The organism is Parafrankia sp. BMG5.11 (genome assembly GCF_004337455.1).
Map to the genome: position 1 here is coordinate 199,231 of NZ_SJXI01000017.1, position 24,372 is coordinate 223,602.

Sequence of the window (24,372 nt, forward strand, 5' to 3'; positions counted from 1 at the left end):
CGGAGCGCGGCGCCTGGGGGAGGAGTTCGATCAATGGCTGATCCCGTGGGGACGGGCCGGCACCGGCTCGCCGAGCTGACGGCCGCCGCAGCCGCGGCCGAGGTGCCGCCTGCCGGGCTCTGTCGTGATCTCGCGCTCGCCTACGAGAAGGCGGGCGATCCGGTCGCCGCCATGCGCTGGGCGCTGGCCACGACCGACGCCGGAGGCGACCTGACCTGCTGGACGGCTGCCGCCGGCGTCCTGCGCCGCGTCTCGGCCGGGGCGGCCGCGTCAGTCGTGTCACCCGGGGCGGCTACGTCACCCGGGGCGGCTGCGTCGGCCGGGGCGGCTGCGTCGGCCGGAGTGGCTGTGCCAGCCCGGGCGGCCGTGGCCGCCGCTGCGGGAGGGGCGGTCGTGCCGTCGCCCGTCGCGGGCCACGCGGCGCGCTCGGCGCGGGTCGCCCTGCTCGGCAGCTACACGACCGCCCAGCTCGCGGCGCTCCTGCCGCTCGCAGCCGCGCGCGCCGGTGTGGCCGTCGAGGTGTACGAGTGCGGGTACGGCCAGTACCGGCAGGAGGTGCTCGACCCGGGCAGCGGCCTGTACCGCTTCAGGCCGGACGTCGTGATCCTCGCGGTCCACGAAGGCGAGGCAGCCCTGCCAGCCTTCGCCGAGGATCCCGAGCGCGCGGTCGCCACCGAGGTCGGCCGGTGGACGTCGCTGTGGGAGATCATCACCGCCCGGCTGGGGGCCCGGGTCATCCAGCACACCTTCGTCGTCCCGGAGACGGAGGCGCTCGGGCACCTGGCTCTGCGCACCCCCGGGTCGCGGTCGTCGATGCTCGCCGCGGTCAACGCGGCGCTCGGCCGCGCGGCGGCGGGCGGTCAGGTCGCCTTCGTCGACTGTGAGCGGCTGGCCGCCACGGTCGGCAAACGATCCTGGTTCGACCCCCGCTACTGGCACCGCGCGAAGCAGGCCGTCTCGCTCGCGCACGTGCCCACGCTGGCCCGTCACACCGCGGCGGTGCTCGGCGCGCAGCTGGGCACCAGCCGTAAATGCCTGGTGCTCGACCTCGACAACACGCTGTGGGGCGGGGTGCTCGGGGAGGAGGGCCTCGCCGGCATCGCGCTCGGGGACGGGCCGGTCGGCGAGGCTTTCTCCACGTTCCAGGAGTACATCGGCCGGCTCCGTGCCCGCGGCGTGATCCTCGCCGTCTGCTCGAAGAACAACGAGGCGGACGCGCGCGAGGCGTTCGAGCGGCACCCGGCGATGCGGCTGCGGCTGGACGACATCGCCATGTTCAGCGCCTCCTGGGAGGACAAGCCGACCCAGATCCGGCGCATCGCGAGCACCCTCGGGATCGGTCTGGACTCCCTGGTCTTCGTCGACGACAACCCGGCCGAGCGCGAGGTGGTCCGCCAGCTCGTGCCCGAGGTGGACGTCATCGCCCTGCCGCGGGACCCGCACGGCTACGTGCGCGCGGTCGCCGACTACCCGTTCTTCGAACCGGCCGCCCTGACCACCGAGGACACCGCCCGCACGGAGCAGTACCGGGCGCGGGCCCGGGCGGCGGAGCTCGCCGCGTCCGCGACCTCGCTGGAGGAGTTCCACCGCGGACTGGAGATGGTCGCGACCGTCGTACCCCTCGACGAGCTGACGCTGCCCCGGGTCGTCCAGCTCATCGGGAAGACCAACCAGTTCAACCTGACCACCCGGCGCCGCGGGGAGGCCGAGGTCGCCGAGCTGGCCGCGGACCCGTCCACCGCGGTGATCTGCGTCCGGCTGGCCGACCGGTTCGCCGACCACGGCCTCGTCGCGGTCGTCATCGCCCGGCGCGCCGCCGAGCCCGGCGGGGCCGTCCTCGACGTCGACACCTGGCTGATGAGCTGCCGGGTCATCGGCCGGACGCTGGAGGACGAGATCGCCGGGCTGATCGTGGCGGAGGCCCGGCGGCTGGGCTGTTCCTCCGTGCGGGGGCACTACCTGCCGACCGCGAAGAACGCGCTGGTGGCCGACCTGTACCCGCGGCTGGGCTTCCGGCCGGACCCCGCGGCTCCCGCCGACGCCGGCCGCGCAGCCCCGGCCGGTGGCCCCGGTGTGGCTCCCGCCGATGGCACCGGCGCGGGGGCCACCCGCTGGGTGCTGCCGGTCGCGAGCGCCCTGAACCGGCCCGGGCTCATCCGGGTCGTCGACGCTCGCGCGGGTGGGGCCGCCGTCGCGAGCGCATCCGCGCGGACGATGGAGGAGGTGGCCGGCTGATGGTGCAGGAGCGCCTCGCCCAGGTCTTCCGGGAGATCTTCAGCGACGACGACCTGGTCGTCACGGACGCCACCACGGCGGCGGACGTGCCCGGCTGGGACTCCCTGGCGTACATCAACCTGATCTACGCGGTGGAGAACGAGTTCGCGGTGCAGATCCCCGACGAGCGCCTCGGTTCGTTCGCGAACGTCGGTGAGCTGCGCGTGTGTATCGAGGAGCTCAGCGATGTCGGCTGAGCCCCGCACAGCCGAGCCCGTCGTGCCAGAGCGCGTTGCGGGGGAGCCCATCGCGAAGGAGCCCGCGGCGGCGCGGGCCGCCGTGGCCGGGTCGCGGGGCGCGCCGCTCTCGCTGCGGGCGCAGTTGCGCGAGGACAGGGACGTCCACTACGGGTCGCGGCTGCACCCGGGCTACCAGGCGCTCGCCGTCCACCGGTTCGGCCGGTGGTGCCGCGAGCGCGGCGGGCTGGTCGGCAGGTTCGGCACGATCGCCTTCAAGGCCGTGAACAACATCGTCATCCGCAACCTCCAGGGCACCGAGATCTCCGTCGACGCCAGCATCGGACGTCGCGTCCTGATCGGGCATCACCAGGCGGTCATGATCCCGCGCTACTGCGTGATCGGCGACGACACGATCATCCGGCACGGCGTCACGATCGGGTACGCCTCGACGGACGCCCCGCCCGATGCCGTCCCGAAGATCGGCGCCCGAGTCGACATCGCGCCGGGCGCGCACCTGATCGGGCCGATCACGATCGGGAACGACGTGAAGATCGGACCTGGCTCGATCGTCACGACCGACGTCCCGGCGGGTGCCACCGTCTTCGCCGCCCCCGCGAGGATCATGCGCCCGCCCGCCGGGTGAAGGGTGCGGCCATCGCCGCGCCGTAGCGCTCGGCACCCGCGGAACGCACCGGGCACGGCTGCATCGGGGCGGTGTCCACCGGGCAGAAGTGCACGCCGTCCGGCCCCCGGACCATCACCCACCCCGGGCCCGCGGTCGCCGTCGCGCCGCGGGCCACCTTAGCGGCCTCGGCGCGCCCGCCCGTCGCATCGGTCGCGACAGCCGCTCCCGAGCCCGGCGCGGGTGGTCCGGCGGGCCCGGCGGGCAGTCCCGGCCGCCGGGACTCGCAGGGCTCGCCGGGGGCGCAGGGCAGGTACCGGGCCCAGTGGCCGCCCGCGGTCACTGCGAGCGCGGCGGGCACGACCGCCACGCCGCCGTCCCGGTGCGCCACGCCGCCGTCCCGGTGCGCGGCGAGCTCCCGCCACAGCCCGGCCAGCGGGGTCAGTCCGTCCGCGTTGACCGGCTGGTCCGGCCGGGCGGGCGCGTCGACGAGGTGGACGTCCACCCCGGCGGCGGTCAACGCGTCGACCGCCGCGGCGACGTCGGCCCGGTAGGCGGTCAGCACGTCCCGGCCGCGCATGCAGGCCGAGACGGTGTTCCCCGAGAAGGCCAGCACGGCGCCCGTCGGCCGCCACGACCGGAGCTGGGCGGTGATGTCACCCAGCCAGTCGCAGGGGGCCGTCCCACCAAAAGTCCTGGTCATGACATTTGCGCCGGCCTGTCGCATTTCCTGGGAGAACGAGTTCCGCGCCTCCCAGGCGAGCGAGTCCCCCCACAGGACGATCCGATGTAGCGCGAGGCCGCTCTCGTGCCCGGAGCCGCCGTCCGCCGCCGATGTCGTGGGTCGCGGCGGTGGGGCCGTCGCGGTCGTCGCGGTTGTCATGGGCACTGCGAGGGCCGCGACGAGAACGCCCAGCGCGAGCACCGCCGTCCTGCCGCCGAGCAGGCGGGCGGTCAGGCCGCCCGGCCTGACCGGCGGTGCGCCACCCGCGTCGAGGGGATGCATGACACCGAGTAGGCCATCGGGGACAGGCGGGCACATCGGGCCGCGGGCCGTCCCGGGTACGAGGCGGCGCGCGCCGGCGGCTCGTACGGTGGATCTCGTGGGCATGGATGCCGGGCGCGTGACGGCCGGCGAGGCCGGCACCGACCCGGTCGCCGGGATGGTGCGCCTCGCCGACCATGCGGTCTACGGCCTGACCGCGGTCGCCGCGCTGATCTCGGCGGTGCTCGTGGGCCTGGAGCCGTGGCCGCTGTTGCTGATCGCGCTCGCGGTCGCGCCGCCGGCCGCCGAAGCGTGCGGCCTGCGGGTGCCGCCCGTGGTGGCCGGGCCGTTGGGCCTGGCGATGGTCACCGCGCTGATCCTGCTGGACGCGCCGAAGACCGCCATCCTCGTCGCGGTGGCCCTCTCGGCCTGGGTGGCGTTGCGCTCGGCATCCGCCCCGCTGAACCTGTTCATGATTGCGGCCGTCTCGGCCCTGTCGTACGTGGACTTCAGCCGTCGGCCGGCGGCGCCGCACGACGGCTACCTCTCCTCCGGCTCGATCGTCTGGGGCGCCGCCGCCCTGTACGCGACGGCGACCGGGGTGGTGCTGCGCCGGACGACGGTGCTCGCCGCCGAGCTGGCCCGGGCCCAGCACCGGCTGGTCGCTGCCGCGGCGACGGACGAGCGCCGGCGTATCGCCCAGGACGTCCACGACCTGGTGGCGCATTCGCTCGCCGTCGCGCTGCTCAACATCACCGGGGCCCGGCGCACGATGCGACGCGACCCCGCGCTGGCCGACGAGGCGCTGGCCCGGGCCGAGCAGGTCGGACGGGACAGCCTGGCGGGAATCCGCCGGGCCGTCGGGCTGCTCGGCGGCGGGGACACACCCGCCACCGGCGGCTCCCTGCGCGCCGACCGGGATTCGGGCGGGCCGCTGCCGGACGCGCACGACCTGGCCGCGCTGGTCGACGGCTACCGGCGCAGCGGGCTCGCGGTCGAGCTCACCGTGACCGGCGGGCTCGGCGGGCTCGACCAGGCCGCGGGCTCGGTGCTGTTCCGGACGGTCCGGGAGGCGCTGGCCAACGTGCTGCACCACGCCGGCGGCACGGCGACGTGGATCACCGTCGAGATGCTCGCCGACTCGGTCCGGGTCACCGTCCGCAACGCGCGGCCCGGTCCGGGTGACGGCGTCCTGCCCGCGGCAAGGGGTCCGCGGCCGGGCGGCGGGATGGGCCTGGCCGGGATGGCGGAGCGGGTCCACGCGCTCGGTGGGTCGGTCGTCGCGGGACCCCGGGACGGCGGCTGGGAGGTCACGGCGACGATCCCCACGGTGGCCGTCGGCCCGGTCGGGGGTGGCCCCCGGTGAGCGTCGCCGGGCCCGCGCTGCGGGTGCTGCTCGTCGACGACCAGCAGCTCGTCCGCGCGGGCATCGCGCTCGTCCTGAGCGGGGAGCCGGGTATCGAGATCGTCGCCGAGCGCTCGGACGGCGACGAGGTCGTCGCGGCGGTGCGTGCGGTCCGCCCGGACGTCATCCTGCTCGACATCCGCATGGCCCGGATGGACGGGGTGGACGCCCTGCGCGCCCTGGCCCGGCTGGGGGAGCACCCGCCGGCCCTGGTGCTCACCACGTTCAGCGACGACGACGTCGTCTGGGGCGCCATGGCGGCCGGGGCGGCGGGCTTCATCCTCAAGGACCGGCCAGCCGAGGACATCGTGCGCGCGATCAGGCTGGTCGCCGAGGGAGGCTCGTGGATCGACCCGTCGGCGAGCGGACGTCTGCTCGGCGCGCTGCGCACCGGGGCCGTGGCCGATCTCGCGGTCCGGCGCCGGTTCGAGCGCCTCTCCGAGCGGGAGCTGCAGGTGCTGCGGGCGATGGCGCGCGGGGCCAGTAACCGGGAGATAGCGATCGAGCTGCGGGTCAGCGAGCGGACGGTCAAGGCGCACGTCGGCAGCATCTTCGGCAAGCTCGAGGTGCGGGACCGGGCCGGGGCGATCGTGTTGGCGCACGACGTGGGGCTGCGCTCGCCGGGCTCGGGCGGATCCGGCCCCGCGGGGGGTGTGCGAAACCTGAGCAGATGAGCGAATGGTGTGCGTCCGGTGCTGACAGCGGCGGTTTATACTCGATACAGTCAGCCCACGGACTAGCCCTTTAGTGCGACCATGGTGTTACGGGTTGTACATATTACTTATCAAGGTAATAGGCGGGGCTGCGCGGAAAATAAGCTGAGTGATCGCCACTGCACTTTTGTGGACATGATCAAGTCACCTGAAGCTGCTGGTCGGGCATCCGCTACCGTCCCGGCCGTGTCTTTGAGTTCGCTGTCGCAGATTTCCGCTGGCCCGCCTTCCGCACCGGCTGCGGTGCCGGTGCCGACGCCCCCGCCCATTCGCATGAATGGACACTCCGTCCCCGGAACTTCCGGATCGCGGGGATCCTGGCTGGCCGATGTCCTGACCGGTTCGCCGTTCACCGCGGTGCTTGCTGTGCTGGTTGTCGTCATCGCGGTCGCTGTGGTCGCGGCCGCTGTCGCCTGGTTGGTCCGCGCCGTCACATCCGCGCCGACGTCCGCGTCGCGCGGGAACGCGCGCGCCGTGCGGACACCGCGCGCCGCCACTGCCCCGTGGCGGTCTCACACCGCCGCCGGTGCCCATTCCCGCGCCTGGTTGACCAGCCCTGTCCAGTCGGCGCCGCGGCGCCGCGCCCGGTCGGCGAGCGACATGATCCCGTTCGTCAGCCAGGCCGTGGGACGTACCGCGGAGGTCGCCAGCGCCCGGGTCGCCAGGGTCTGCGCCTCGTCCAGCGCGTCGGCGTGCACCGCGGCGGACGCCTGGTAGAGCCGCACCGCGGCGAGCGCTCCGGGCGCGCGTGAGCGGTCGAACAGGGCGACCGCCGTCGCCAGTCGCTGACGTCCCTCGTCGAGGGCTCCCGCGCCGATCAGTGCGGCGCCGCCGAACGTCGGCAGGTAGCCGGGGTGCAGGCCGTCGAGGGCGTAGCCCTGGGTCGCCGGGGTCAGCTCGCGGGCGAGATCCTCGGCCTCCCGCAGCACCGCCATCACCCGGTCGGCCGGCTCGCCGCGCCCGGCGCGGATGTTGGCCTCGGTGGTCATCGCGAGTACCGCGGTGTGGGAGCTGGGTGCCGTCGCCCGTGCCGCGAGCGCGAGCGCGAGACCGTCGTCCACACTGTCGAACGTGTAGGCGGCGAGCTCGGCGAGCACGACGCCCGCGTGTGCCGCGGTCGGCGCGTCACCGACGTGCCGGGCGAGCACGAGCGCGGTGCGGGCCGACACGACCGCGCGCCCGGACATGCCGTTGTCGCCCTGGGCCACCGCCGACATCACGAGCACTCTGCTGTGCGTTCGACGCCAGTCCCGGCGCACCGCGGCCGACTGGCGGCTACCCGCCATCGTCTCGGTGTGCCGGGCGATCAGATCGAGGCGTTCGACCAGCTCGCTGGGAGCCATCGTCTCCCAGCGATGGGCCATGGTCCGCAGGCCCGTCTCGATCCGGTCGAGTGTGTCGCGGCCACGGTCCTCCGGCGAGATCATGAGACGCGAACCGCCCAGCGCGAGTGCGGCTGTGGTCGCACAGGTGGCAACGACCAGCCGCCGGTCCGCCGCTTCGTCCATCCCGCACTCCTGAGCGTCGTTGTCCGGTTACGGCGGTGGAGGCCCGGATGATCCGGACGTAATCTCATGATTATTCTCCGGAAAGAGACGATCTAGAAGCTACTCTGACGGTAGCGAGCACAAAGCTCTATGTCGTCACTCTGGTCCAATGTCGGGACCTTCGTCATGTGGTGCCATGTCCGTGCGCGTGCGACGGCGGAATGTGCTTGGCTTCGCCCACACCTCATGAGCCCGGCCCGGTGGGTAACCGCCGGGCCGGGGTCGGGTTGGCGTCGGGTCGGTCGGGTCGGGTCGGCAAGCGGCGGTTTGCGGGAAACCGCGCGTCAGGCCGAGTCGAGTGCCTGTTCGAGGTCGGCGACCAGGTCGTCGGCCGCCTCGATGCCGACGGAGAGCCGTACGAGGTCGTCGGGGACGGCGAGCGGTGAGCCCGCCACCGATGCGTGCGTCATCCGCGCGGGATGCTCGATCAGCGACTCCACCCCGCCCAGCGACTCGGCGAGGGTGAACAGCCGGGTGGCGGCGCACACCGCGAGGGCGGCCTCCGCGCCGGCCCGGACCTGGAACGAGACCATCCCGCCGAAGTCACGCATCTGCTTGGCGGCGACGTCGTGGCCGGGGTGGCTCGCCAGCCCCGGGTAGTGGACGGCCGACACGGCGGTGTGGCCGGCGAGCAGCGCGGCGATCTCCCGCGCGTTCGCGCAGTGCCGGTCCATCCGCACCGCGAGGGTCCTGATCCCGCGCAGCACCAGCCAGGCGTCGAACGGCCCCGGCACGGCCCCGGCAGCGTTCTGTACGAACCGCACCCGCTCGGCGAGCTCCGCCGACGCGGTCACCACCGCCCCGCCCACCACGTCGCTGTGCCCGCCGAGGTACTTCGTGGTCGAGTGGACGACCGCGTCCGCGCCGAGCGTCAGCGGCTGGCACAGGTAGGGCGAGGCGAAGGTGTTGTCGACGACGAGCAGCGCGCCCGCCTGGTGCGCGACGGCGGCGAGCGCGGCGATGTCGGCGATCGCGAGCATCGGGTTGGTCGGCGTCTCGCACCACACCAGCGCCGTCGCCCCCGGCCGGATCGCGGCCACGGCGGCGGCCGGGTCGCTCAGGTCGACCGCCGTGTGCTCGACGCCCCACTCGGCCAGCACCCGCGCGAACAGGCGGTACGTGCCGCCGTAGGCGTCGCCGGGGATCACCACGTGGCTGCCGGGACGGCACACGGCCCGCAGCAGCGCGTCCGAGGCGGCCAGCCCGGAGGCGAACGCGAGCGCCGCGGCCCCGCGCTCGAGCGCGGTCAGGCTGGCCTCCAGCGCGGCGCGGGTCGGGTTGCCCGAGCGGGCGTACTCGAAGCCGGCCCGCAGCCCGCCGACGCCGTCCTGCGCGAACGTCGACGCGGGATGGATGGGGACGACGACCGCGCCGGTGGCAGGGTCGGGCTCCTGGCCCGCGTGCACCGCGACGGTCTCGAATCCCGCGTTCCGATCACCCATGGCCACAACCCTCGCACTCGAGCCCGGACTTCAAACAGGCGGCGACTTCAGGAGGCGGAGCGGGATCTCACCGGATCTCACCGGACGGCGAGGAACCCCAGCAGGTCGGCCCGGGTGAGGATCCCCGTCGGGTTCCCCTCGCCCAGGACGAGGGCGGCCGGGTTCTCGCCGAGCGCGCTCACCAGCACCGAGACGGGCTCGCCGGCGCCGACCGTCGGCAGCGGTGGCGACATGTGGTCGGCGACGGGCGCGTCCACCGTCCCCCGGTCGGCGAAGACGGCGTCGAGCAGCTCGCGCTCCAGCACGGCGCCCGCCACCTCCGCGGCCCGCACCGGCGGCTCGTGGCGCACCACCGGCATCTGCGAGACCCCGTACTCCCGCAGGTACGAGATGGCCGCCCCGACGGTCTCGTCGGGATGCACGTGGACGAGGTTCGGCGGCCCGGACGTCTGCGCGGCCTTGTGTGCGAGCACCGAGGCGACCGTCGGCTCGTCGGACGGCGGGTCGAGGAAGCCGTTGTCGTACATCCACTCGTCGTTGAAGATCTTCGACAGGTAGCCGCGGCCGGAGTCGGGGAGCAGGACCACGACGCAGGCGTCGGTCGTCCCGGCCGCGTCGAGCTCGCGGGCGACCCGCAGCGCGGCGACGACCGCCAGGCCGCAGGAGCCGCCGACGAGGATTCCGGCCCGGCGCGCCAGCTCGCGCGTCATCAGGAACGAGTCGCGGTCGCTGACGGCCTCCACCCGGTCGACCACGGCCTTGTCGTAGGTCGCCGGCCAGATGTCCTCGCCGACGCCTTCGACCAGGTAGGGACGTCCGCTGCCACCGGAGTAGACCGAGCCCTCGGGGTCGGCGCCGATCACCTGCACGGTGCCGCCGCTGACCGCCTTGAGGTGGCGGCCCGTCCCGCTGATCGTCCCGCCGGTGCCGATGCCGGCGACGAAGTGCGTCACCCGCCCGCCGGTGGCCCGCCAGATCTCCGGGCCGGTGGAGGCCTCGTGCGCGGCCGGGTTGTCGGGGTTGGAGTACTGGTCGGGGCTCCAGGCACCGGGGGTCTCGCTGCACACCCGGCGGGCGACCGAGTAGTAGGAGCGGGGATCGTCCGGCGCGACGGCCGTCGGGCAGACGATCACCTCGGACCCGTAGGCCCGCAGGACGGCCCGCTTCTCCTCGCTGATCTTGTCCGGCATGGTGAAGACGCAGCGGTAGCCACGCCGCGCGGCGACCATGGCGAGGCCGACACCGGTGTTCCCGCTGGTGGGCTCGACGATGGTCCCGCCGGGGGCGAGCCGGCCGTCGCGCTCGGCCGCCGCCACCATCGACAGGGCGATGCGGTCCTTCACCGAGCCGCCCGGGTTGAGGTACTCGAGCTTGCCGAGCACGGGTGTCGCCGTGTCGGCGATCGTCGGCGTCAGCCGCACCAGGGGCGTGTCACCGACCAGGTCGGTGACATGGTCGTACACGTCCATCTGCCCGCCTCTCGCCGGAGATGTCGCCCCGATCGCCGCCAGTAGCCGCCAGCGACGACGTTACCGGCGGTGTGCCGCGTCCGCCTTCCGGACACGGCACATGCCGCCGGCGCGGGCCGAAGGAGCAGCTATGTCCGGACGGGTTCCACGCCGCCCGCGACGACGAACCCGGACGGCATCGCCGTGTGGACGGCGGTCTCGAACCAGTCCGAGCCCAGGTCGAACGCCGATGTGCGGAATTGTCGGCACGGACGCGGAGCCGCCGATCGGAACGACGGCAGGCCACCCCGCCTCGATGGCCGCGACGGTTGTTTCGGATACACCCAGATCGATTCCGAGCTGGTACCCGGCACCTTGCACCAGCCCGCAGATGGTACCGAAGGGGAATGCGCGGGCGAAGCCGCGCGTCGGCGCGATTGACGCGGAACACGTCGTCAGACACGCCGCGCCGACGGGCATCGGGCAGCCCTCGGCGGCACACCGCCACCGCCCGCCGGCGACCGGCCAGCTGACCTACCGGATACCGACGGGCCGGCCTACCGGTATCCGGCCAGGTAGGGGTCACTGTCACGGCTGTCGACCGGGACGATGTCCTTCCCGAGCGGCATCAGGGACACCGGGATGAGCTTGAAGTTGGCCAGTCCGAGCGGGATGCCGATGACAGTCAGGCACAGCGCGAGGCCCGTCGTCAGATGGCCGAGCGCCAGCCACCATCCGGCGAGCAGGATCCACAGAACGTTGCCGATCAGTGACGCCGTTCCCGCGGTCGGCTTGTCGACCACGCGGCGTCCGAACGGCCACAGGGTGTAGTTCGCCATGCGCAGCGACGCGATGCCGAACGGAATCGTGATGATGAGAAGAAAACAGACGAGGGCGGCGAGGGCGTAGCCGATCGCCAGCCACACTCCACACAGCACCAGCCAGATCACGTTGAGTACGATGCGCATCTGCGCGGTCGCCTCCCTGTCGCCCGCTCAGGGGCTCCCTGTGTCTTCTGTTTCGCGGTGTCTTCTGCTTCGCGTGTCCGCTGCTCCGGGGCCACCGCCTGCTCCGGGACATCCGGCATCGTCCACCTGGGGACCGGCCCGGATATGCAGCCCCGGACGGACCTCCCCGGACGGGCCGTCCGGCGCCCGCGGCGCATTACCACGGCCCTGCACGGCACACGCCGCGCTTCTCGGCTCGGGCGAGGCGCTCCGTCGCCGCCCCCGGCCGCGCCTTCGTGTCTCCTTCTCGTTCTTTTCCTTGGATGGCACCGGAATCTCGGGCCACCGGTGGGGTGGTACTCCTCACAGGAGACCCGTGCCGGCATCCGGCCTCATGGTGCTTTCCCGGCGTGGTGGCGACGGGTGGATGCCCGGTTCTCGAGTGGTCAAACGGTGGCGGGACGGCAATCGTGCCCATGGCGCGCTTGGGCTGGAGACCGCGGTGGCCGTGCAGACTGGAGTACGGTTTGCGGCGGTTGGGAGAATCCGACCGTTTTGTCCGAATGATAACGCGAGGTAAGCGAGCAGTTCCGGTGAATGACCGGCAATGCGGAAGCGGTACTCCACGGCGGGACTGAGGTATCCGGTGACGATCGAGACCGAGACGGCGGACCTGGTGGACCGGTGGTTCGCCGAGATCACTGCGGTCGATCTCCTTCCGCTCGCCGCCGCGGACGCCCGCGCCTGGCTGGCACGCCTGGCGGCGGCGCTGGTCCGGGCGGTGAGTGCCGAGCCGTTCCGGCCCGAGATCGGCTATGACGTGGGCGCGCGGCTGGTCCACGGCCACGTGACGTCCGGTGAGGCCCTCGGACGGACCGTCCGGCTGTTCGGCCGGCACCTGGCCCACCACACCGGCGGCTGGGCTCGCCCGGCCGACGGCCCCGGGACCAGCCCGGCGGGCACGGCTCACCCGGGCACGGCTCACCCGGGCACGGCTCACCCGGGCGCCGCGACGGCGACCGCCGCGATGGGGCTCGCCGGCGGTGCGCCCGCGGCGACGGGGCCTGCCGCCACGGCCACCGCCGCGAAGGGGCTCGCCGGGCGGGTGCCCACGGGTACGGCGACCGCCGCGATGGGGAACAGCGGCGCGGCCGCTCCCGGGGCCGGGCCGTCGGGCGAGGGCGCTCTGCTGCGCAGGCCGCCACGGGCTGACACGCTGCCGGGCCGGGTGTCCGCCGCGTCGACGGAGCGGGTCGTGGACCTGCTGGGCGAGCTCGTCCGCGGCCACACCGAGACCCTCCGGGAGCGCACGCGGGACGGCCAGGCCGCAGCGCGTCGCGTCGACCTCGGCGCCCGGGCCCGCGCCGAGCGCGAGCGGCGGATCTCCCAGACCAGGCTGCACGCCGTGCTCAGCGGCACCGCCCTCGGCATGCTCGTCGCCGACCGGACGGGGCGCATAGTGGAGGCCAGCGACGCCGCGCTGGAGATCCTCGGCCTCAGCGGGCACACCGCCCCGCTGGCCTGGCCGCTGCCCGAGATCGTCCATCCGGCCGACCGGGAGGTGGTGCGCTGGCTGTGGCGTGAGGCCCGGCGCGGCCGGTCCCGCGGAGAATGCCGCATCCTGCGGCCCGACGGGACGCCGACCTGGGTGGCGCTGACGCTCTCGACCACCTGGCCCGGAGTGGCCGGTGACTGGTTCGGCGTCGTGATGCTCGAGGACATCACCGAACGCCGCCGCCTGCAGGAGGAGCTCCGCTTCCATGCCCAGCACGACCCGCTGACCGGACTCGCGAACCGGGCCGAGTTCCTCGACCGGCTGCAGGCGGTGTTCCGGGACGCGCCGCCGTCCGCGCGGGTCGGCCTGTGCTGTCTGGACCTCGACCGGTTCAAAATGATCAACGAGGGTTTCGGCTACGAGGTGGGCGACCAGCTCCTCGCCGAGGTCGCCCGCCGGCTGGGCGGGATCGCCGTGGCGGAGCGCACCGTGGCCCGGATGGGCGGTGACGAGTTCATGATTCTCGTCCCGGACTGCGGTGGGCTCGACGAGATGACCGGCATCGCCCGGCGGGTCCTGGACACGCTGCGCGAGCCCGCCCGCGTCGACGGCCGCGACCTGCCCGCGACGTGCAGCATCGGTGTGGTCGAGATGGCGGTCGCCGACACCAGCCCGTCCGACCTCGTCGCGGCGGCCGACGCCGCGCTGACCTGGGCGAAGAACGGCGGCAAGAACCGGTGGACGGCCTTCGACCCCGACCGCGGCACCCGGGAGGCCGCACGTGGCCTGATGTCCCGATCGATGCGCCCGGGCCTGGACAGAGGCGAGTTCTCGCTGGCCTACCAGCCGATCATCGACCTCCGGCACGGCACGGTCGCCGGGGCCGAGGCATTGCTCCGCTGGGACCACCCCCGCCTCGGGCCAACCCGTCCGGGTGAGTTCATCGCCCTCGCGGAGGACTCCGGCTTCATCGTCCAGCTCGGGCTGTGGGTGCTCGAACGGGCCTGCGAGACCGCGCGTGACTGGCCGGCGCACATGTTCATCAGCGTGAACCTCTCCGCCCGCCAGCTCCGTGAGCCGGGCCTGGTCGGCGCGGTCGAGAAGGTGCTGGACCGGACGGGCCTGCCGCCGCGGCGGCTCCAGCTCGAGCTGACCGAGACGGTGCTCATGGACTCCGGCGGCGACCAGGTCACCGCGCTGCACGCGCTCAACGACCTGGGCGTCCGCATCGTCATCGACGACTTCGGCACCGGGTGGTCGAACTTCGTCTACCTGTCGACCATGCCGGTGCGCGGGCTGAAGCTCGCCGGGCTCTTCGTCGAGAAGCTCGGTCGGGGCACCGAGCCCGGCCGGGACGACCACCTCGTGGAGGCGATCGTGGAGTTCGCCCGCAGGCTGCGGCTGTCGGTCACCGCCGAGGGGGTCGAGGAGCCGGAGCAGGCGGCGGCGCTGCGCTCGTTCGGCGCGGACCTGGGCCAGGGCCACCTGTTCGGAGAGCCGGTCCCCGCCGACGAGTTCGCCGCGACCATGCTCAGCCGCGCCTTCGCCGCCAGCTGACCGAGCCCCCGCCCGGCCCGCGCGGTGACCACCGACCCGGGCCCGCGCTGGGGGCACACGCGCTGATTGGCCCACGTCGGGCCACGCGGTCGATGCCGCCGCCGGACCCGGCCGCGGACCGTGGTGTCGGATTCTCGCTGGACCTGGCGGTTCCCGCGCGCGAATGCTGGACGGGTGCCCATCACCGCGCCCGCCCGCCCGCATCTCGACGCCGAGCTGTGCGCGCGGGTGGTGCGGTCGCGGGACGCCCGGTTCGACGGGTGGTTCTTCGTCGCGGTGACCTCCACCGGCATCTACTGCCGGCCGAGCTGCCCGGCGCGGCCGCCCAGGGCCGAGAACATGCGGTTCCACCCGACCGCCGCGTCCGCCCAGCGCGCCGGGTTCCGGGCCTGCAAGCGCTGCCGCCCGGACGCGAGTCCCGGCTCGCCGGAGTGGAACCACCGCGCCGACGTCGTGGCGCGCGCGATGCGGCTCATCGTGGACGGCGTCGTCGACCGCGACGGTGTCCCCGGGCTTGCCGGTCAGCTCGGCTACAGCGCACGCCAGGTGGAGCGGCACCTGTCAGCCGAGCTCGGTGCCGGGCCGCTCGCGCTGGCCCGCGCCCAGCGCGCCCAGACCGCCCGGCTCCTGCTCGAGACCACGGACCTGAGCATGGGCGACGTCGCGACCGCCGCCGGCTTCAACAGCATCCGCGCCTTCAACGACACCATGCGCGAGGTCTTCGCCGCCGCGCCGAGCGATCTGCGACGCCGTCGCAACCCGGCGACGCCCCCGTCCGTCGTGCCGGTACCGAGGGCGGCCACCGGTGCCGTGACGTTGACCGTCCGGCTGCCGTTCCGGGCCCCGCTGTATCCCGACAACCTGTTCGGGCACCTCGTCGCGACGGCCGTTCCCGGGGTCGAGGAGTGGCGGGACGGTGCCTACCGGCGCACGATGCGCACGCCGCACGGGCACGCGATCGTCGCCCTGCGGCCGCTGCCCGACCACATCGGCTGCCGGCTCGCCCTCACCGACGTGCGCGACCTCGCGCCGGTCATCGGCCGCTGCCGCCGGCTGCTCGACCTCGACGCGGACCCGATCGCCGTCGACGGGCAGCTCGCCGCCGACCCGGCGCTGGCGCCGCTGGTCGCGCGGGCACCGGGCCGGCGTGTTCCGCGCACCGTCGACCCGGCCGAGCTAGCGGTGCGCGCAGTCCTCGGACAGCAGGTCTCCGTCGCGGCGGCGCGGACCCACGCCGCGCGGCTCGTCACGGCCGTCGGCACGCCGATCCATGATCCGGAAGGCGGCCTCACCCACCTCTGGCCACAGATCGCGGACCTCGCCGAGTACACCGAGTACGCCGAGTACGCCGAGTACGCCGAGTCCACCGCCCTCGCGGACGCCGTCCCGGCCGGCTGCCGGGCCGGGGCGCCGCGCGGGCTCGCTCTGCCGGCCGCCCGGCGGCGGACCTTCGCCGCGCTGGTCGGCGGGCTGGCGTCCGGCATGATCGAGCTGGGTGCGGGCGGAGACTGGGAACGGACCCGCGCCGCGCTGGCGGCCCTGCCCGGCATCGGCCCGTGGACGCTCGAGACCATCGCGATGCGGGCCCTCGGCGACCCGGACGCCTTCCTGCCCGGTGATCTCGGTGTCCGCCGAGGGGCCGAACGGCTCGGTCTGCCGGCCACCCCCGCCGCGCTGTCCCGGCATGCCGCCGCCTGGCGCCCCTGGCGGGCCTATGCCGTCCAGCACCTGTGGGCGGTGCTCGACCATCCAGTCAACCGGATGCCCGCGCCGGATCACCCCGGCCCGGCCACCGCCCGCCGAGAGGAACGCCTGTGACCCGCAGCCAACCCGTCCCGCCGGACGCCGCCGAGCGCACGCACGCCGTCGTGGAGAGCCCGGTCGGGCCGCTGACGCTGGTGGCGAGCGGCGGCGCGCTCGTCGGCTGCTACCTGGACGCCCAGCGCCACCTGCCGGACCAGGCCTGGTTCGGCGAACCGGCCCCGGCCGCCCCCGGGACCACCGCCCCCGGGACCACCACCTCCGGAGCAGCCGCCCCCGGAGACGCCGCCCTCCAGGCCGCCGCCGGCCAGCTCGCCGAGTACTTCGTGGGCCGCCGGACGTCCTTCGACCTGCCGCTGAACCCGACCGGCACCGACTTCCAACGCAAGGTGTGGAAGGCACTGTGCGACATCCCGTACGCGGAGACGATTTCGTACGGCGAGCTGGCGCGCCGCCTCAGCCAGCCGGGCGCGTCACGCGCGGTGGGACTGGCCAACGGTCGCAACCCGATCAGCATCATCGTCCCGTGCCACCGGGTGATCGGTGCGAACGGCAGCCTCACCGGCTATGGCGGCGGCCTGGAGCGCAAGCGCCACCTGCTCGCCTTCGAGCAGCAGGCCGCCGGCCTGTCACTGCTTTGACGCCGTTCCGCGGCGCTGTTCCGTGATGCTGCTCCGCCGACGAGGTGCTCCCCGTGCCCTCAGCGTGGCCTTCCGCGGCGGCGCTTCTCCCGTCCCACGAGGATGTCGAGCCCGAGGTCGTCGGAGGCCTGCTCGGGCGTCGGGAGGCGGTACAACGCCGCCGTGACCGACCGGTTGCGGGCGAGGGCCGTCAGCGTCGACGGCGGGGCCTGCGCCGCCCCGGAGAGGTACACGGGGGTCTTTCCCCCGGGCCCCGGCGAGTCACCCGCGCCGGCCGGTGAGCCCGGCCGGCGGCGCTGCCCGGCGCGATGGCCCTGCCGGCGCACGATGGGAGCGGTGGCCGGGTCGATGAGCGGGTACACGCCGCCGCCGCCGTCCGATCCGGGCCGGGCTCGCCGAGCGGACCGGTCGCGCCCGTCGCCCGCACCGGCTCCGCCGCCAGGCGCGCCCGTGCCGCCGACCGCGGTGCCGTTCGCGCCGCCGGCCTTGCCACCGGCCGCGGTGTCAGCCGCGGCGCCGTCGTTGCCGGGGGCGCCGGCGGTGGCCGCCGCCGGGCCGAACCAGTCGAACGACGCCCCCCGCCCGCGCAGCGCGGTGTTCTCCGCCTGGACGATCACGAGCAGCGCGGTCGCGAACGAGGCGCGGGTGCGGGACTCCTCGAGCTGACGCTTGAGCTCGGCGACGTAGGCCGGGTCGATGGCCGGTGGCTCGGGCTCGGGGGTGGGCTGGCCGTCGGGGTCGACGGTCGCGCCGAACGCCTGGACGTGCAGCTGACGCAGGTTCTCCAGGTGTGCGGCGCGCGCCGGATCGGTTTCGGTGAACAGCAGGTTGACGTAGACCTCGACCACCCGCCATTCGATGGCCTTCTCGCCGCGGAACTGGCGGCTCAGGTCACGCGTCCGCGAGCGCTGGATCTTCGTGGGACCGGGGTCGGACCACAGCGCCCGGGCCACCATCTCATAGCTGACCCGATAGGGATTGTTAAGTTCATTTAAACGAGTAAGGAGGATTCGCTGCGGCCCGTCCTTCAAATCGGCTCGCGGCCCTTTGGGGCGCGCCCCCGCGAGGCTCACCCACACACCACCCGGACTTGCACTGGCAGGCTGGCCGAAGGACGAGTTCGCGGCACTGCGCAGATCCTCTCTCCGGTCCGCTCGTCGGCGCGACCTCGATGCGCCGGACGGGGGGACGGTGGCACCGGCGGGTTCCCCGACCCCCCGCTCCGGTCGCTGCGCATGATACGACCCGTGTGCCCGTGATGTGTGGATGCTTGCTGTCTGGCCGGCGTTTTCGTCCTGTCCGGAACGGTCAGCCGTCACGAACCGTGTGTCTTCCCGAACCGGTCCGCCCGGACGTCCGACGTTGAGCCCATCCCGTTCGCGTGCCGGTGAGCGCCGCTCGCGGGCACGCCACCCGCTATGTGTTCCCACACCTGTTTCCCCCTTTACCGGATGAACATCGGCGTAATGCCGCGAAACGTTGCATCATCAGGAAACCCGGCACCCGAATGCGCGGCAAGGCCGCACAACCCGAGGATCGGGACGCCGTCGCGTCAGGCCTTGACCAGCCGGAACGGGGCTTGCGTCGCAACGCGCCGTCGCAACCCGGCGGCCGTCCGATCAATGTCGAGATGATTTCCCTGACCCGACCGAAACAGGCCGACGGCCACTGGCCGTCACGATGGATCAGGAACGGCGAACCCGGATGGCGACGGATGTCCGTCCGCGATCCTCCGGACTATTCTGATCTTTCCCGCCGATTGCCGCGAATTGCCCCCGCCCGGCCGGCGCCGGCCATGGACAGCCATGGACAGCCACGGGCGACCGCGGACCGCAGAGGGACCGGCTGGCACGGCTGCCGGGAACCGCGGGTGGGCTCAGTTGGCGACGAGGGCCTCGGTGACCACCCGGCTGGCGTCCGCGACACCGAACGTCGGCGGCTGCGGCCGGGCCTCCCCGCTACCCAGCCGGACGACGACCGTGCCGGACCCGGGGTCGATCTGCAGGATCTGGTTGCCGAGCCCGATCGCCCAGTACATGTCCGCCGGCGCCGTCGGCACCAGCTGACCGTGGCGGGTGGTGGGGTCGGCGGCCGCGGAGATGTCGGAGGCCGCCAGCGGCTGGGCGAGGACGCCCTCGCGGTTGAGCCACCACAGGTACCCGTAGGCGGCGTTCATCTCCGTGGACGACCGCCCGGTGGCCTCGGTGACCCAGTCGCTCGACACGACCCGCTGACCGTTCCACTCCCCGTGCGCGAGCATCAGGTAGCCGAGACGGGCGACGTCCCGGCAGGTCGTCTGCAGGCCCATGAACGTCAGGGTGTTGCCGGCGCGGTCGGTCGTCATCCGACTGTCGGCCATGCCGAGCGGCTCGAAGACCCGCTCCCGGGCGTAGTCGCTGACCTCCTGCCCGGTGGCGCCGCTCAGCACCTGCTCCAGCGTCTGGATGGCCGAGTTGTTGTAGGCCCAGACCTCGCCGGGCGGCCGCTCCTGGCGCAGCGCGACCGCGAACGCGGTCTGGTCGGGCGCCGCGATCAGCTCCTGGTAGTCGATCGTCGTGCTCCACTGCCGCCCGGAGTCGTTGCTCACCAGGTCGCGCACGGTCACGGCCTGCGCCGGTGTGCCCTTCCACTGCGGCACCCAGGTGGCGGCGGAATCGTCCAGCCGCAGGTCACCGTCGCCCTGCGCGATGCCGACGAGCGTGGACGTCAGCGACTTCGTTATGGAGAAGACCGGCTGCGGTGTGGTCGGGGTGAAGCCCTTGAAGTACCACTCGCCGGCGATCCTGCCGTTGCGCGAGACCAGCAGACAGTTGGACTTGCCCTGCTCGGCGGCGTGCGCGATGTCCTCGAGCTTCGCCGGGTCCAGACCGACCGCGCGTGGGTCCACCGTCTCCCAGCTGTCGCCCGGCACCGCCACCGCCGTCGGCGCGGCACCCGACGCGGTGACCGGCCCGGATGTCGTGGCGGGCGTCCCGGAGGCCCCGCCACCCTGCGTGCAGCCGGCGACAAGGGCGGCCGCGAACGGCGCGGCGGCGAGGGCAAGGACGAGACGGGGCGGACGGCGCATCTGGGACCTCGATCAACCGTGAGTTCCGGATCCAGGGCGAGGACGCACCGTATTGACGCCAGATGTGAGGTCTGTGTGACCTCAGTCCTCAACAGGCGTCGTCCTGGGCGGGTTCCGTCCTTGCCCGATCCCCGCCACCGCGTCCGGTCAGCCGCGGGCGAGGTGGCGGCTGATGACGAGGCGCTGGATCTGGTTGGTCCCCTCGAAGATCTGCATCACCTTGGCCTCGCGCATGTACCGCTCCACCGGGAAGTCCTTGGTGTAGCCGGCGCCGCCGAGGACCTGCACGGCGTCCTCGGTGACCTTCATGGCCGCGTCCGTTGCGACGAGCTTTGCGACGGACGCGGCGCGCCCGTACTGCAGCCCGGCGTCCCGGCGCCGGGCTGCGGCCAGGGTGGTGGCCCGCGCGGACTCGACGGCGGCCGCCATGTCGGCCAGCAGGAAGCCGAGCCCCTGATGGTCGATGATCGCCTTCCCGAACGCCTCCCGCTCCTTCGCGTACGCGACGGCGTCGTCCAGCGCGCGCTGCCCGAGCCCGACGGCGGTGGCGGCGATCCCCAGCCGGCCCGAGTCGAGAGCCGACAGCGCGATCGACAGGCCCTGCCCCACCTTGCCGATGAGGCGCGACGCCGGGACCGCGACGTCGTCGAAACTGATCTGCGTCGTCGGCGACGCGGTCAGCCCCATCTTCTTCTCGGGCGGGTGGAACCTGATGTTGGGCGTGCCCGCGTCGACGAGGAAGCAGGAGATCCCGCCGCGGGTGTCGGACGACGTCCGCGCGAAGACCGTGTAGAAGTCGGCGGCGCCGCCGTGGGTCACCCACGCCTTCGTACCGTTGAGCAGGTAGCCGTCGTCGGTGGCGGTGGCCGTCACGCGCATCGCCGCCGGGTCCGACCCCGCGTGCGCCTCGGACAGGCAGTAGGCGCCGAGCAGGTCACCGGACAGCAGCCGGGGAAGGTGCTCCTCCTGCTGCTCCGGGGTGCCGAAGGTCGCCAGCGGGTAGCAGGACAGCGCGTGCACGCTCACCCCGACCGCCACGGCCGCCCAGCGGTAGGAGATCTCCTCCAGCACCTGTAGGTACACCTCGTACGGCTGCTCGCCGCCGCCGAAGCTCTCCGGGTACGGCAGGCTCAGCAGCCCGGCCTTGCCGAGCACCGCGAACTCCTCGCGCGGGAAGCGGCTGGCGGCCTCGTACTCTGTGACTCTCGGAGCAAGCTCGCGGTCGCACATGGTGGCGGTGAGCTCGATCAGCTCCCGCGCTTCCGATGAGGGGAGCTGCCGTTCGGCGGGCATGGTGTCCTCCCGTGCGTCGTCGGTCATCGCCCTCGCGCCGCGTGGAGCCGGAACCCCCGCGCGCGATCGTCTCCGTCGGTGCCGGATCCGTCCGTCTCGGAACGTGCGACGCAAGAGTTGTACCGCGCCTCGTGGTTGAGACGACGGGCTTGCCGCGTTTCCGACGCCTCGCTGCATCGGTTCCGTTTCGATCTACCGCATCGACGCGGAGACGGACCCTCGCGGATGAACGCACGGCGCGCGATCATGGGCGGAAGGTGACACCCTCGACTGGTGACCGAGCACGAGACCGAGACCCGGCCCGCTGGCCCCCATGCGCCCTCACGGCCGGGCGCGGCCCCGGGGCAGGGCCCGGAGCCGCAGTGGCCCGACGACGCCGAGGCGGCCCGGCACGTCGCCATGTTCGGCCTGCCTGGCATGCCCGCCACGGGACGGATCGCCGTCGTCACCGGTGCCACGAGCGGCATCGGCGCGGCCACCGCCCGGCGGCTCGCCGCCGACGGCGCCGTGGTCGCCGCGGTCGGCCGCCGGGAGGCGCGCCTGCGGTCCCTGGCCGACGAGAACGAGCGGATCCTGCCCGTCACGGGCGACGTGACCGACCCGGACGGGATGCGTCGCATCGCCGACCAGGTCCACGAGCGCCTCGGCCGCGCCGACCTGGTCGTCGCCAACGCCGGGACGATGCTCGCCGCACCCTGGGCCGCGGCGGACGTCGACGAGTGGCGCCGCATGATCGACACCAATCTGGTCGGCCTGCTGTGGACGGGCCGGGTGTTCATCGACGACCTGCTGGCCGCCGCCGCGGAGGGCCGGCGCGCGGACCTCGTCCACATCGGCTCGGTCGGCGGCCACCAGGTCTTCCCGAACTTCGCGGTCTACGACGCGACGAAGGCCGCCATCGAGCATCTGACCCGTCACCTGCGCGTCGAGCTGGGCCCCCGCGGGGTGCGGGTGCGCACGGTCGAGCCCGGCCTGGTGCAGACCGAACTGGGCGACGACATGGTCTTCCCTGGCTCCCGCGAGGCGCTCGCCGAGTTGCGCAGGTCAGTCGCAAACCCCCTGAGTGACGTGGACGTCGCCGAGGTCATCGCCTGGTCGGCCTCCGCCCCACCCCACGTGAACGTCGCGGAACTCGTCGTAGTCCCGGTGTCCCAGGGCTGACCCCATCCCCTGCTGCCGGCTCCGGACTGTGCGAACCAGCCCGATCCGCGGACACCGTCCGACGCGGGTGCCGCGTTCTTCGACGAACTGGCCGCGGTGCTGGCCGCGGACCAGCCGCCGGCGGCTGGTGTCACGGATGGTGAGGCCCAGATCCAGGCGGCGGCGGACACCGTCCTGGAGCCGTCCGGCGGGGCGGCCGACGGACTGGCTGCCCGCCCCCGCGGGTTCGTTCAATCTGATGGTCCGGCCTACCTGGCGAAGGCGGCCGCGCTGGACAACACCTGGAACCCGCCCGCGGTGGTCCCGGCGTCCTGACCGACCGGCAGGCGCCGACGACGGGGTGGGGCGCGGGATGCTGGTGCACCGCCTCCCACCCCGTCCGAAGCCTGCTCAGCAGCGGTGGTTGTAATGGTTCGGCGGATACGGGCACGGCTCATGGGGCTGGCAGCCCGCGGCCGTCGTGAGCATGCCCAGGGATGCCGCCGCGACGACGGTCAGCACGATGCGGCGGATTCTGCGGATAGATCGGTTCATGGTGGGTTTCCCTTCCCGCGCCATCCCCGATCCGGTAATCCCTATCGCAGTCACGGACGGCCTTCTCTCCGCCGTTCCGGCGTGTGCCATTTCGGTGATCGGTGCTGCGCCTTCGGCCGCAGTTGCGCTCGTTTGCGGCGTGTTCCGCGGTGTCGGTCGTTGCGCGGTGGCACGGTACGCGGTGGCGCATCGGCGGCGCCGCAGGCGGCGGCGCCAGCGGTGTGGGCGGCCGGGCCGGGTCCTCCCGGGCGGCCGGGTGGGACCGGTCGTCCCGGGCGGACTATGCCGGACGGTCCGTATCGGGCAAGACGGGCAATAAGTCCACTCGTTCGCGGGTTCCTCCGAAAGTGACGGAACGCGCGCGTCGGCGTGCCGTCCTACAGGACGATTGGGTGGACGCGTCCTCGCAGTCGAGGGCGAACGGTCCGCGCTGCCTGGGGGACGCGGCCGGTCCCAGCGGGACAGGACGGACGGGGGCCGTCGAGGGGAGGAACACGATGGTCAACATGAACCCGGGCGAGGGTGGCCGGCGGGGCGAGCGGTTCGCGCAGGCGCGCCGGTTCGCGGGGCAGGCCCGGCAGGACCGCACGACCGGCTGGTACATCCCGTTGGCGATCACCGTGATCGGTGCGGGCGCCTCGTTCGACGCGTTCGGACGGGGGGTCGGGTTCCTCTACGGGTGGGGCCTGGCCATCGCGTTCGTCGCGCTCACCTGGTCGACGATCCGGGTGATGCCGTCGATGGTCGACGAGCTCAACATCCAGCGGGAGAGCGGGCCGCGCAAGCTCGCCGCGCTGTTCAACGCCCCGGTGCGCAGCCGGGGGCTCTTCCTGCTCGCCGCCGCTCTACCGATCTTCATCGCGTTGGTGAAGACGGTGGGCTTCTACATCATCGGCGGTCTGCTGATCGTCGGTGTGGTACTTGCCGTGGCCTTCGCGGCGTCCTGGGCGCTCGAGCGCCGCTGAGCGCATGCGCGCTCGGCCACCGCCGAGCGAGTTCCACCCGGCCCCGGGCCCCGACCATCGTCGGAAGCCCGGGGCCGGTACGCGTGCGACCGCCGCCGAACATGCCGGGCGCTGGCGATCTCCCACCGGCAGTCTCTCCCACTGTCAGTCACGGTGATCTCCGATCATGACGGTCCGGGCATCGTGCGGCGCCCGCCAGGAATGGTCGGTGCGCCCCGGTACGCTGTATCGCCAGCTTCCCGACGCGTCGGTCGACCTGCCAACGGACGGCCCACGCCACCCGCGTCCGATCACGCCAAGCGTCCGATCACACCGAGCACCGGATCGCACCGAGCA

Annotated in this window: 20 protein-coding genes; 11 read left to right on the forward strand and 9 right to left on the reverse strand. The window is 73.5% G+C overall.

The features are described 5' to 3' along the window. Window positions 1-33: 33 nt before the first annotated feature. Genes E0504_RS14055 through E0504_RS14065 form a run of 3 tightly spaced genes read left to right on the forward strand, consistent with a single transcriptional unit; the run spans window position 34 to window position 3,096 of the window. Window positions 34-2,235, forward strand: a complete 2,202-nt coding sequence (locus E0504_RS14055) for an HAD family hydrolase (protein WP_131624711.1) — start codon at window positions 34-36, stop codon at window positions 2,233-2,235. Beyond that, window positions 2,235-2,471: an acyl carrier protein gene (locus E0504_RS14060; RefSeq protein ID WP_020463840.1), complete on the forward strand. Its 237-nt coding sequence runs from the start codon at window positions 2,235-2,237 to the stop codon at window positions 2,469-2,471. The genes E0504_RS14055 and E0504_RS14060 overlap by 1 nt, the downstream gene beginning before the upstream one ends. After that, entirely contained in the window at window positions 2,461-3,096 is a 636-nt protein-coding gene (locus tag E0504_RS14065) for a serine O-acetyltransferase (RefSeq protein ID WP_243657507.1), read from the forward strand. The genes E0504_RS14060 and E0504_RS14065 overlap by 11 nt, the downstream gene beginning before the upstream one ends. Here the strand turns inward: E0504_RS14065 and E0504_RS14070 are convergent. After that, window positions 3,074-4,081 carry a hypothetical protein gene (locus E0504_RS14070; RefSeq protein WP_112106106.1) on the reverse strand — a complete coding sequence of 336 codons (1,008 nt, stop codon included), beginning with the start codon at window positions 4,079-4,081 and terminating at the stop codon, window positions 3,074-3,076. The genes E0504_RS14065 and E0504_RS14070 overlap by 23 nt on opposite strands. A gap of 103 nt (window positions 4,082-4,184) precedes the next feature. On the opposite strand from E0504_RS14070, the gene E0504_RS14075 reads away from it, so the two are divergent. Both E0504_RS14075 and E0504_RS14080 read left to right on the forward strand, forming a co-directional pair. Beyond that, window positions 4,185-5,426 carry a sensor histidine kinase gene (locus tag E0504_RS14075; RefSeq protein WP_131624713.1) on the forward strand — a complete coding sequence of 414 codons (1,242 nt, stop codon included), beginning with the start codon at window positions 4,185-4,187 and terminating at the stop codon, window positions 5,424-5,426. Next, complete coding sequence (locus E0504_RS14080) at window positions 5,423-6,139, forward strand: response regulator transcription factor (RefSeq protein ID WP_112106105.1); 717 nt, start codon at window positions 5,423-5,425, stop codon at window positions 6,137-6,139. The genes E0504_RS14075 and E0504_RS14080 overlap by 4 nt, the downstream gene beginning before the upstream one ends. Window positions 6,140-6,690: 551 nt before the next feature. Here the strand turns inward: E0504_RS14080 and E0504_RS14085 are convergent. From E0504_RS14085 to E0504_RS14105, 4 genes are all read right to left on the reverse strand, one after another. Further along, window positions 6,691-7,686: a hypothetical protein gene (locus E0504_RS14085; protein WP_112106104.1), complete on the reverse strand. Its 996-nt coding sequence runs from the start codon at window positions 7,684-7,686 to the stop codon at window positions 6,691-6,693. A 323-nt stretch (window positions 7,687-8,009) separates the two neighbouring features. Next, window positions 8,010-9,167 (reverse strand): cystathionine gamma-synthase, encoded by a 1,158-nt coding sequence (locus E0504_RS14090; RefSeq protein ID WP_112106103.1) that lies wholly within the window; start codon window positions 9,165-9,167, stop codon window positions 8,010-8,012. A 77-nt stretch (window positions 9,168-9,244) separates the two neighbouring features. After that, complete coding sequence (locus E0504_RS14095) at window positions 9,245-10,636, reverse strand: cystathionine beta-synthase (protein WP_071064093.1); 1,392 nt, start codon at window positions 10,634-10,636, stop codon at window positions 9,245-9,247. A gap of 536 nt (window positions 10,637-11,172) precedes the next feature. Then, window positions 11,173-11,583 (reverse strand): YccF domain-containing protein, encoded by a 411-nt coding sequence (locus tag E0504_RS14105; protein ID WP_071064095.1) that lies wholly within the window; start codon window positions 11,581-11,583, stop codon window positions 11,173-11,175. Between the two features lie 586 nt (window positions 11,584-12,169). Between E0504_RS14105 and E0504_RS14110 the strand changes: the two genes are divergently transcribed. From E0504_RS14110 to E0504_RS14120, 3 genes are all read left to right on the forward strand, one after another. Then, the gene (locus E0504_RS14110) at window positions 12,170-14,614 is read left to right on the forward strand and encodes a bifunctional diguanylate cyclase/phosphodiesterase (RefSeq protein ID WP_112106100.1); all 2,445 of its coding nucleotides are present in this window, start codon (window positions 12,170-12,172) and stop codon (window positions 14,612-14,614) included. A gap of 174 nt (window positions 14,615-14,788) precedes the next feature. Then, complete coding sequence (locus tag E0504_RS14115) at window positions 14,789-16,432, forward strand: DNA-3-methyladenine glycosylase 2 family protein (RefSeq protein ID WP_131624717.1); 1,644 nt, start codon at window positions 14,789-14,791, stop codon at window positions 16,430-16,432. Further along, on the forward strand, window positions 16,429-17,016 hold the full coding sequence (locus E0504_RS14120) for a methylated-DNA--[protein]-cysteine S-methyltransferase (protein ID WP_131624719.1): 588 nt from the start codon (window positions 16,429-16,431) through the stop codon (window positions 17,014-17,016). Before E0504_RS14115 ends, E0504_RS14120 begins: the two co-directional genes overlap by 4 nt. A gap of 59 nt (window positions 17,017-17,075) precedes the next feature. Here E0504_RS14120 and E0504_RS14125 read toward each other — a convergent pair whose 3' ends face one another. From E0504_RS14125 to E0504_RS14135, 3 genes are all read right to left on the reverse strand, one after another. Beyond that, complete coding sequence (locus E0504_RS14125) at window positions 17,076-17,972, reverse strand: hypothetical protein (protein ID WP_071064102.1); 897 nt, start codon at window positions 17,970-17,972, stop codon at window positions 17,076-17,078. 920 nt (window positions 17,973-18,892) lie between these two features. After that, window positions 18,893-20,083 (reverse strand): serine hydrolase, encoded by a 1,191-nt coding sequence (locus E0504_RS14130; RefSeq protein ID WP_131624721.1) that lies wholly within the window; start codon window positions 20,081-20,083, stop codon window positions 18,893-18,895. A 147-nt stretch (window positions 20,084-20,230) separates the two neighbouring features. After that, on the reverse strand, window positions 20,231-21,376 hold the full coding sequence (locus E0504_RS14135) for an acyl-CoA dehydrogenase family protein (RefSeq protein ID WP_020463826.1): 1,146 nt from the start codon (window positions 21,374-21,376) through the stop codon (window positions 20,231-20,233). 273 nt (window positions 21,377-21,649) lie between these two features. Between E0504_RS14135 and E0504_RS14140 the strand changes: the two genes are divergently transcribed. Both E0504_RS14140 and E0504_RS52065 read left to right on the forward strand, forming a co-directional pair. Further along, window positions 21,650-22,537, forward strand: coding sequence for an SDR family oxidoreductase (locus tag E0504_RS14140; protein WP_083391051.1), 888 nt, complete (start codon window positions 21,650-21,652; stop codon window positions 22,535-22,537). A 96-nt stretch (window positions 22,538-22,633) separates the two neighbouring features. Then, on the forward strand, window positions 22,634-22,852 hold the full coding sequence (locus tag E0504_RS52065) for a hypothetical protein (protein WP_235014030.1): 219 nt from the start codon (window positions 22,634-22,636) through the stop codon (window positions 22,850-22,852). Window positions 22,853-22,927: 75 nt separating this feature from the next. On the opposite strand, the gene E0504_RS50370 is transcribed toward E0504_RS52065, so the two are convergent. After that, complete coding sequence (locus tag E0504_RS50370) at window positions 22,928-23,071, reverse strand: hypothetical protein (RefSeq protein WP_165938512.1); 144 nt, start codon at window positions 23,069-23,071, stop codon at window positions 22,928-22,930. A gap of 497 nt (window positions 23,072-23,568) precedes the next feature. On the opposite strand from E0504_RS50370, the gene E0504_RS14150 reads away from it, so the two are divergent. Further along, on the forward strand, window positions 23,569-24,036 hold the full coding sequence (locus E0504_RS14150) for a hypothetical protein (protein ID WP_071064106.1): 468 nt from the start codon (window positions 23,569-23,571) through the stop codon (window positions 24,034-24,036). Window positions 24,037-24,372 lie beyond the last annotated feature (336 nt).